The sequence below is a fragment of the Fibrivirga algicola genome (genome assembly GCF_011742925.1).
GTDB classification, from domain to species: Bacteria; Bacteroidota; Bacteroidia; order Cytophagales; family Spirosomataceae; genus Fibrella; species Fibrella algicola.
In genome coordinates this window covers 1-1542 of record NZ_WAEL01000026.1, presented here as the reverse complement: position 1 = coordinate 1542, position 1542 = coordinate 1, and the positions used below count along the sequence as shown (strand labels likewise).

General features: G+C 47.7%; 2 protein-coding genes. Both read left to right on the top strand.

Going from position 1 to position 1542, the window contains the following annotated elements:
* Positions 1 to 588: response regulator (locus tag F7231_RS27040; protein ID WP_166694344.1), on the top strand; the 588-nt coding region annotated here is incomplete at its 5' end.
* A 244-nt stretch (positions 589 to 832) separates the two neighbouring features.
* Positions 833 to 1285 (top strand): hypothetical protein, encoded by a 453-nt coding sequence (locus F7231_RS27035; protein ID WP_166694343.1) that lies wholly within the window; start codon positions 833 to 835, stop codon positions 1283 to 1285.
* Positions 1286 to 1542: the final 257 nt, after the last annotated feature.

The window sequence follows — 1542 nt, the reverse complement described above, 5'->3', positions numbered from 1 at the left end:
CTGCTCATCGAGGGGGCACCGGGTTTCTCTGTAGCAGGCTCCTACCCCGACGGGCAGACCATCGTGAAACATATTGGCCAGGACCGGCCCGACGTGGTGCTGATGGACGTGGACATGCCCGGTGCCGACGGCATCGAGTGTGTGCGCCGGGTGAAGGAGGTGAACGCCCAGGTGCGGGTGCTGATGCACACCATGTTTGACGATGACGAGCGGCTGTTTGCCTGCCTGAGCAACGGGGCCGACGGCTACCTGCTCAAGCGCGACTCAGCCACCTACCTGCTGCAATCGTTGAAGGAGATCAGCGAAGGGGGCGGGCCTATGTCGCCCAGCATTGCCCAGCGGGTGCTGACCACCTTCCGCGCACCGCCCAACCCAAAACGAGAAGAATACGGCCTGACGAACCGTGAGCGGGAGATTCTGGAAATGCTGACAAGGGGTTACCCCTACCGGCGCATTGGCATCGAGTGCGACATCTCGATTGAGACCGTGCGGCGGCATCTGAAGAACATCTACCAGAAGCTACACGTGCAGTGCAGCACCGAAGCGGTGGCCAAAGCAGTGCGAGAGCGGTTGGTTAATGGGGCCTGATGTGGAGGTACTTAATATCAGCGAAGACAATAGTATACCAAAGGCATTTATTACTACTTGAAGTTTACCGGATTTAACAATCCAAAATATAACTCTAACACAGTTTACTCGCTAATTAGTGAGGAACATAATTAACAATTAAAACCACACTAAAGATGTTCATAAAAAGCCAGTATAGCAGTTGGCACTATACTAGCTTTCACCAAGTATCAATTAATTTCTAAACAATGAAATTCAATTCTCTATGAAGCAGTTATGCGCCCTACTCTCCGTTTTATTTCTCCTTTCAGGATGTAGTAAAACAACTGATGTTGCCCCTGATCTAGCCGCGGCAATCGCCGGAACCTACAACGCAACGAAAGAAATCGACGACTACCCAGGAACCAAAGATGATGTAACAATAAATTTGCCGACTAAAACCATATCAGCAACGATTGTACTTACTCGAAAGACCGAAAAAACTGTTTCGTTGACATTAAATTATAAAATAGCTGGACAACCAGATGACCTTTTAGAATTTGGCGATTTTGAGGTAAAAGCTAATGGCGGCAATTATGATATTTCTAACATCGTTGCTAATGGCTTAATCGCCGAGGGGACGACTGGAACAATAATCAATAAAACACTTACATACAAATTTCAAAGCGGCAAAACAGGAACTGGTGCGATCTATTCGACATTTATTGCCAGCAAATAAACCACTCATTTGCCAACCTGCGCATCTCGATTGAGATTATGCGGCGGGACCCAAAAACTACAGACGCAGAGTGTAAAGTGTAGCATCGAAGTGTGGCTGAGGCCGTGCAAGAACAGACAATAAAAAGGCAGTTGCCTGGTATATTCCAGATTGCTTTACCTCGAACAGATTCAAATTTTACTCCGATAAAGCTTAAGTCCATATGAAAAATCTGTACAGGGGTGGTCAGTAATATCATTAAACATGCCGGGGCGACG